Consider the following 7,470-nt stretch of genomic DNA (forward strand, 5'->3'; position numbering starts at 1 on the left):
ATTTAGGCCCGTTGGTCAAGCGGTTAAGACACCGCCCTTTCACGGCGGTAACACGGGTTCGAATCCCGTACGGGTCACCATATGGAGGATTAGCTCAGCTGGGAGAGCACCTGCCTTACAAGCAGGGGGTCGGCGGTTCGATCCCGTCATCCTCCACCATTTTTATGTATTACATCAAACCTATATATATGCCGGTGTAGCTCAGTTGGTAGAGCATCTGACTTGTAATCAGAGGGTCGAGGGTTCGAATCCTTTCGCCGGCACTCCTCGGGGGGGTAGCGAAGTGGCTAAACGCGGCGGACTGTAAATCCGCTCCTTCGGGTTCGGCGGTTCGAATCCGCCCCCCCCCACCAGGTTTGAGCCATTAGCTCAGTTGGTAGAGCATCTGACTTTTAATCAGAGGGTCGCAGGTTCGAGCCCTGCATGGCTCACCATTTTTTGCGGAAGTAGTTCAGTGGTAGAATACGACCTTGCCAAGGTCGGGGTCGCGGGTTCGAATCCCGTCTTCCGCTCCATATTCTTATCCCTGTTATGGGGCCTTAGCTCAGCTGGGAGAGCGCCTGCCTTGCACGCAGGAGGTCAGCGGTTCGATCCCGCTAGGCTCCACCATATGTTTGTTTCTTAAGTTAGTGATGACTTAAGTTTTTTTTTGCCTAAAACCATGAACCATTCAAATGAGAGTACAGAGAAAGGCAGCCTGCCACCATTCAGGCTGCCTTTTTGTATGTTTATTCATTGTAATGCCGAGTTGAACCAAACGAATGATAGCGTTTACAATTTAGTTATCAAGCGTTCAAAGGGGGAATGGCAATGCAATGGTCATATATTCATGTACCGCTGCGATACGGTCAAGGGAAACTCGGGGTTGACCAAGGACCAGCAAAATTAAACGAATTAGGCATGGAGGCACTCCTGCCATCGGAAACGGTCAAACATACGATTCGCGTGTTACCGGAATCTGAAATTCGTGAAAATGAGGAACACTTGAAGCGAGTCGATGGTGTCCTACACACAGTCACTGAATTGGCGGAAGTTGTGCATCGCGAGATTACAGCGAATCGATTCCCATTGATCGTTGGGGGCGATCATAGTATGGCAATCGGTACACTCGCTGGGTTGGCTCAAACAGGACCATACGGTGTCATCTGGGTAGACGCTCATGCTGACTTGAATACTGGAGAAACGTCACCATCCGGTAACATTCATGGAATGCCGCTTGCGGCTGCAATGGGCATGGGTGACGTTCGTTTGACAGAGGTGGGCGGACGTGAGCCGAAGTTATCACCGGAGCATTTAGTATACATCGCACTTCGTGATATCGATGAAGGGGAAATGAACGAGATTAATCGACTTGGCATCAAAGTTATTACTGTAGAAGAAGTGCGCACGCGTGGTGTCGATGTCATCATGCAAGAAGCATTGAATTATCTACGTGAACGCGTCAATCGTTTCTATATCAGCTTTGATATGGATAGTTTAGATGCATCACTTGTACCCGGCACTGGGACACCGGTTGATGGTGGTCTGACAGAAGACGAGGCCAAAGCGATTTTAACAGAAGCTATGAAAGCAGATGATTTAATTGCTGTCGAACTCGTTGAATTGAATCCAGTGTTAGACCGAGAAGATATGACGGCAAATTTAGCGTATCGTCTGTGTGAAACGATCATAAAATCAAAAGAAAACCTGTTATTGGAAGGCGAGACAGTCTGATTTCCTTACAGTTTCCAAACCCGTTTGCTACAATGGGGGTGGAAACTTTTTTTATTTTAAATGAAACCATTTGAATCATGAGACGTATATAGAAATGACCGCATGTGTAGCGGAGAGGGGAAGTGGATTGATGGAACGGCTGACCACCCGTTTGGTAGATGAATTGAGGGCGGGGAATCACGATTCGTTTGCCGAACTGGTAGAACTATACAAGGATGGCGTCTTTGCAATCGCCTATAAAATTTTGTATGATCGTGGCGAAGCGGAAGACGCTGCCCAAGAAGCGTTCATTCGTGCGTATACACGAATCGATACGTATGACGCACAATATAAGTTCAAAACGTGGCTCTATCGAATCACAACGAACGTTGCCATTGATCGATTAAGGAAACGAAAACCGGAGTATTCGATGGATGCCGAAATTGCAGGTACAGACGGTTTGACCTATCAAGACCACTTAGCTGATGAAGCGCCCCAACCCGATGCCCAAGTGGTTCATCGCGAAATTCGAAGTGAGATGCATGAAGCGATCAAGCAACTCCCCGACAAATATCGTATTCCTTTACTCCTAAAGTATGTGGATGATTTGTCATTAAAAGAAATCAGCGTGATGATCGACATGCCGGTCGCAACGGTTAAAACAAGGATCTTCCGGGGAAGAGAAATGTTAAAAACAATCTTTCAAAATAGGGAGGGGTTCAATTGACTCCTGAAGAAAAAGTACAACAATATTTGGAAGATGGCGTTTTGCCCGAAGAATCTGACGAATTGCGTCAATTGCTAGAAGACGACGAATTATACGAGTCGTATCTACAATATGAACGAATCGACGCAGAACTGAAAGCATTGCCTCGTCCAAAGTTATCAGCCGATTTTACTACACGTGTGATGGCCGCTTTGCCTGAAGCATCTGTACAAAAAGCACCCGATACGGTCATTCCATTATCAAAATCGATTCGAAAAGAACGAAAACCGCACTCGAAGCAAATCGCTTGGCTACAACGACACCCGGCTTTAATTGCGGCGGTCCTGTTCTTCAGTCTAATGTCTAGTGCGACACTTGGACTCTGGAACAGTGCATCTGAGACGATGACCTATACAAAAGTACCAGGGGTTGTCGTGTCAGAGAACGAAGTCATTGTGCCAGCCGGTGTAACGGTCGAGAAGGATATCACCGTTCAAGGTGGCGATTTACGAATCGAAGGAACGGTCAAAGGTGACGCGACCGCTGTAAATGGTCGTGCGTATTTAGCCAGTGCCGGTCAAGTGACAGGTGAGCTTGAACAAATTGACCAAATGTTCGAGTGGATTTGGTACTCGATGAAACAACTATTCTAAAGACGCTTCTGGCGTCTTTTTTTCGTTTCAATCTGGTTTCGTTTTGAAGTGTCGCAATGCGAATATACAGAATTGATGATATAATGGAAATTGCACGATTTAGCTAGGTAGTGAAGGAGGGGAGCATTTGCCGCTACTTGAACAAGTATCATTTTTCTCATTTTTAAATCTTTCAGAAAACGTACATTGGTACGATTATTTGAATGATGTTTTAGATATCGTCGTCGTCACGTACGTGATTTATAAGTTAATGATGATTGTACGTGGGACAAAAGCAGTTCAGTTAATCAAAGGGATTTCGATCATCCTGGTCAGTTGGTTCTTGAGCGGTTTCTTCGGATTGAAGACGCTCCAGTTCTTGCTAAATCAGGTGATTACGTATGGTCTTCTTGGGATTATCATCATTTTTCAACCTGAGTTGAGACGTGGTCTTGAACATCTCGGACGAACGAGCAATTTATTCGGTCGTACGGGAACGAGTGACGAAGAGCAACAACGACAAATGATTGAAGCCATCGTCAGTTCTGCGCAGTATATGTCCAAACGTCGAATCGGTGCATTGATTGCCATCGAACGCGATACGGGACTTAATGAATATGTCGAGACAGGCATTCGGATGGACTCACATATTACGTCTCAGTTGATTATTAACTTATTCATTCCAAACACGCCGCTTCATGATGGGGCGATGATTATTCAAGACGGGAAGATAGCAGCGGCAGCTTGTTATTTACCGCTCTCTGAAAGCCCACATATCGATAAAGCGCTCGGGACGCGTCACCGTGCAGCTATCGGTGTCAGTGAAGTGACAGACAGTGTCACCCTTACCGTCTCAGAAGAGACGGGAGCGGTCTCCCTTGCGATTGCAGGACGTCTGTATCGCGAATTGGATGAAGAAGCGCTACGCAACAAATTAATTCAAGAACTCGTCATCGAAGAAAAAGAGACGACCCTCTCGTTCTTCGGTAAAAAAGGAGGGGATAAGTAAGTGATTGATCAGTGGTTACAACATAAATGGTTTCTCCGCTTCATCGCACTTGCTTTAGCCGTCCTTTTATACTTAATGGTCGCTGAGACCAGTTCCTCAAACAATGCGTCGAGCGCGCTGCCGATCGTCGGACAGAGTTCCATGACGCTCGATGTGCCGGTCGAAGTATTTTTTGATGAGGTGCAGTATGTCGCATATAATGTACCGGAAGAGATGGGCGTTGAGCTTCAAGGCCCTTCTAGTAGTTTAACGATGACCAAATTGGTGAAAGATTATCAAGTATTCGTCGACTTGACGAATCTCGGGACTGGCTTTCACCGTGTTCCGGTTGAGGCACGAGGATTCGGTGGCGATGTCAACGTCAAGTTAGACCGAGAGACTGTCGAAATCTATATTGACCGGAAACAAACGATTGAAGTGCCAGTATCTGTCAACTTATTAAACAAAGATCAGTTACCGGACGGGAAAGTAGCGGGTGATGTCGAAATCGAACCGTCGTCTGTGAAAGTCACGGGTGGCGCGAGTCGGATTCAAAACGTGAAAGAGATCACGTTAAATGTAGACGTTTCGAATGAAAGTCAGACGTTTACACAAGAAATTCCCCCGACTATTTTAGATGCGAATGGGAACCCATTAAACGTGTCGGTCGACCCGAATATCATCAATGTCACCGTACCGATCTATGATGAAAGTGCGATGATTCCAATCGAGGTCGTTACGAGTGGAGAAGTGACGGATGACTTCCGACTAGTCGATACATTGTTAGCTGAGACGGAAGTCCGTGTCTTTGCACCAAAAGAAGTGCTCGATGCACTCGAAACAATCGAAACGGAACCGATTGAGCTGGATGACTTAACGAAGTCTGAAAAGTTAAATGCTACCCTCCGCCTTCCAGAAGGAGCGACATCTCTCGGTAAAAAAGAAGTCGAAGTCCAAGTGTTGATTCGTCCAAACGACGAGTCGAAAGATGACACGGGTGAATTGACGGAACGGATTCGATTGACGGTGCCTGTCAATGTTCGTGGATATGACCGGACAAATTACACGGTTCAAACGCAAGAAGTCGTCAGTGTAACACTGTCAGGGAAACGATCCCTACTAGAGAGCATCTCCTCGAACAGTGTCAACGTGACATTGGATTTGACGGGTTTACCGAGTGGGACACACGCGGTAGATGTAGATTATGAAGTACCAAAAGGCGTGACCGTCGTCTCGCCGAAAACAATCGATGTTCAATTGACGAGCGTCGATGAAGAAACAGAAACATCTTCCATTCAATAAAGATGTTCAATCATACAAAAGTGAGGATTTAATCTTATGGGTAAATATTTTGGAACAGATGGGGTTCGCGGTGTTGCGAACTCTGAGTTAACTGCGGAATTAGCATATCGTTTAGGTCGTGCGGGTGGCTACGTGCTCTCGAAACATTTGCCAGAAGGCGAACAGCCAAAGGTCTTGATTGGTCGTGACACACGAATCTCAGGACATATGTTAGAGGGTGCATTGATTGCGGGTCTTCTTTCAATCGGTGCAGAAGTTATGCGTCTCGGTGTCATCTCGACACCTGGGGTCGCTTACTTGACGAAGTCATTAGATGCGACAGCGGGAGTCATGATTTCGGCATCGCATAACCCCGTTGCAGACAACGGCATCAAATTCTTCGGTAGCGATGGTTTCAAATTAGATGACGCAACCGAGCAAGAAATCGAAGACATTTTGGACGCTGCAGAAGATACACTCCCACGGCCGACTGGAAAAGACCTCGGTTTCGTTTCAGATTATTATGAAGGTGCACAAAAGTATCTTCAAATGTTGAAACAGACTGTAGAAGAGGACTTTGATGGCCTTCACATCGCGCTTGACTGTGCACATGGTGCAACGAGTGGTCTTGCAGCTCGTCTCTTCGCTGACCTTGAGGCGAACGTGTCGACAATCGGAAACTCGCCGAACGGGTTGAACATCAACGAAGGTGTCGGCTCGACACACCCTGAGCACTTGGCTGAGTTCGTTCGTGAAAAAGGAGCGGATATGGGTCTTGCCTTTGATGGTGATGGAGATCGTTTGATTGCGATTGATGAGAACGGTGATATCGTGGATGGGGACAAAATCATGTACATCTGCGGGAAATACTTGAGTGAAAAAGGTCGTTTGAAAGACAATACGATTGTCGCGACGGTCATGAGTAACCTTGGCTTCCATAAAGCTGTGGAAGAAGCGGGCATGACTGCGCTTCAAACAGCAGTTGGTGACCGTTATGTTGTGGAAGAAATGAAGAAACATCAATACACACTCGGTGGTGAACAGTCGGGTCACTTGATTTTCCTCGATCACTCGACAACGGGTGACGGGATGTTATCAGGCGTCCAATTGGCGGAAATCGTCAAGTCGACAGGCCGTAAACTTTCTGAGTTGGCGGCTGAGATGCCGGTTTATCCGCAAAAGCTCGTCAACATTCGTGTAACGAATAAGAACGATGCGATGAACGGCGAACGTGTCCTCGCGACGATTCAAGAAGCAGAAGCGGAAATGGCTGGGAACGGTCGTATTCTCGTCCGTGCATCTGGAACAGAACCACTCGTCCGTGTCATGGCAGAAGCGCCGACAGCGGAAGAGTGCGACCTCTACGTTGAAAAAATCGCGCAAGTTGTCCGTGAAGATTACGGCGTAGAAGGATAATTTTTCAGAAACCGGGAATAACACAAGGGAATCCAACGTTGGATTCCCTTTTTGTTTCCGTTTTGTCATCGAGAAAACAATGGTTCTTCTTGACGAATGGGGGTGTGATTTGTACTATTAAGAGCGTGACCTTGGAAACGGAAGGACACAAGAGTACGAACAAGCGCCAGAACTCTACGGAGTTGACGAGGTTGGAGGTTATCGAGATTTCGGCGGATGCCTCCTCGTCGCCTGTCACGACGAAAAACATACTTTTAAAACGAACGGGTGACCGGACGGACAAAGAAGTATGTGTTGACAGCTCTTAGAAAAAGCCCGTTTCCTTTTTCGAGAAATCGAAGAATAGAGGAGATTTGTTTATGTGTGGAATTGTAGGAATGATTGGGAATACCGGAGCGAAGGAAGTCCTTCTCAAAGGTCTTGAAAAACTCGAGTACCGTGGTTATGACTCGGCAGGTCTTGCGTTGATGCATGAAAATGTCAACGTTCACAAAGAAGTCGGTCGCATCGCTGCGCTACGCGAAATCATCCCAGCAGAAGTAGACGGCACGATTGGAATCGGCCACACACGTTGGGCGACACACGGGGTACCGAGCGTACCGAACGCCCACCCGCACCAAAGTACGACAGGACGCTTCACGCTCGTGCATAACGGCGTGATTGAGAACGACGAAATCATCAAGAAGACGCTCGACGTCCCGTTTCTCTCGGAGACGGACACGGAAGTCATCGTCCAGCTCATGGAGAAGCACTTT

The 7,470-nt window shown here is 47.1% G+C and carries 6 protein-coding genes, 7 tRNA genes and 1 pseudogene; all 14 read left to right on the forward strand.

The window, feature by feature from the left end; genetic code table 11:
• The first annotated feature begins 5 nt into the window (after positions 1–5).
• Positions 6–80: transfer RNA gene (locus PJK55_RS15000), tRNA-Glu, on the forward strand.
• 3 nt (positions 81–83) lie between these two features.
• Positions 84–159, forward strand: a tRNA-Val gene (locus PJK55_RS15005).
• A 31-nt stretch (positions 160–190) separates the two neighbouring features.
• Positions 191–263 (forward strand) — tRNA-Thr (locus PJK55_RS15010).
• Between the two features lie 6 nt (positions 264–269).
• Positions 270–353, forward strand: a tRNA-Tyr gene (locus tag PJK55_RS15015).
• A 5-nt stretch (positions 354–358) separates the two neighbouring features.
• Positions 359–434, forward strand: a tRNA-Lys gene (locus PJK55_RS15020).
• Positions 435–440: 6 nt separating this feature from the next.
• Positions 441–515, forward strand: a tRNA-Gly gene (locus tag PJK55_RS15025).
• Positions 516–533: 18 nt separating this feature from the next.
• A tRNA-Ala gene (locus tag PJK55_RS15030) sits at positions 534–609 on the forward strand.
• 201 nt (positions 610–810) lie between these two features.
• Positions 811–1,713: an arginase gene (rocF, locus tag PJK55_RS15035; protein WP_271306316.1), complete on the forward strand. Its 903-nt coding sequence runs from the start codon at positions 811–813 to the stop codon at positions 1,711–1,713.
• 130 nt (positions 1,714–1,843) lie between these two features.
• Positions 1,844–2,419 (forward strand): RNA polymerase sigma factor SigW, encoded by a 576-nt coding sequence (gene sigW, locus PJK55_RS15040; RefSeq protein WP_012727640.1) that lies wholly within the window; start codon positions 1,844–1,846, stop codon positions 2,417–2,419.
• Positions 2,416–3,051: a hypothetical protein gene (locus PJK55_RS15045; RefSeq protein ID WP_271306317.1), complete on the forward strand. Its 636-nt coding sequence runs from the start codon at positions 2,416–2,418 to the stop codon at positions 3,049–3,051. The genes sigW and PJK55_RS15045 overlap by 4 nt, the downstream gene beginning before the upstream one ends.
• A gap of 127 nt (positions 3,052–3,178) precedes the next feature.
• Complete coding sequence (gene cdaA / locus PJK55_RS15050) at positions 3,179–4,039, forward strand: diadenylate cyclase CdaA (protein WP_214785821.1); 861 nt, start codon at positions 3,179–3,181, stop codon at positions 4,037–4,039.
• Entirely contained in the window at positions 4,040–5,320 is a 1,281-nt protein-coding gene (locus PJK55_RS15055) for a CdaR family protein (RefSeq protein WP_271306318.1), read from the forward strand.
• A 36-nt stretch (positions 5,321–5,356) separates the two neighbouring features.
• Complete coding sequence (gene glmM / locus PJK55_RS15060) at positions 5,357–6,715, forward strand: phosphoglucosamine mutase (protein WP_214697357.1); 1,359 nt, start codon at positions 5,357–5,359, stop codon at positions 6,713–6,715.
• Between the two features lie 359 nt (positions 6,716–7,074).
• A pseudogene (locus tag PJK55_RS15065) lies at positions 7,075–7,470 on the forward strand (glutamine--fructose-6-phosphate transaminase (isomerizing)); the annotation flags it as partial.

This window comes from Exiguobacterium sp. MMG028 (genome assembly GCF_027947425.1).
GTDB classification, from domain to species: domain Bacteria; phylum Bacillota; class Bacilli; order Exiguobacteriales; family Exiguobacteriaceae; genus Exiguobacterium; species Exiguobacterium aestuarii_A.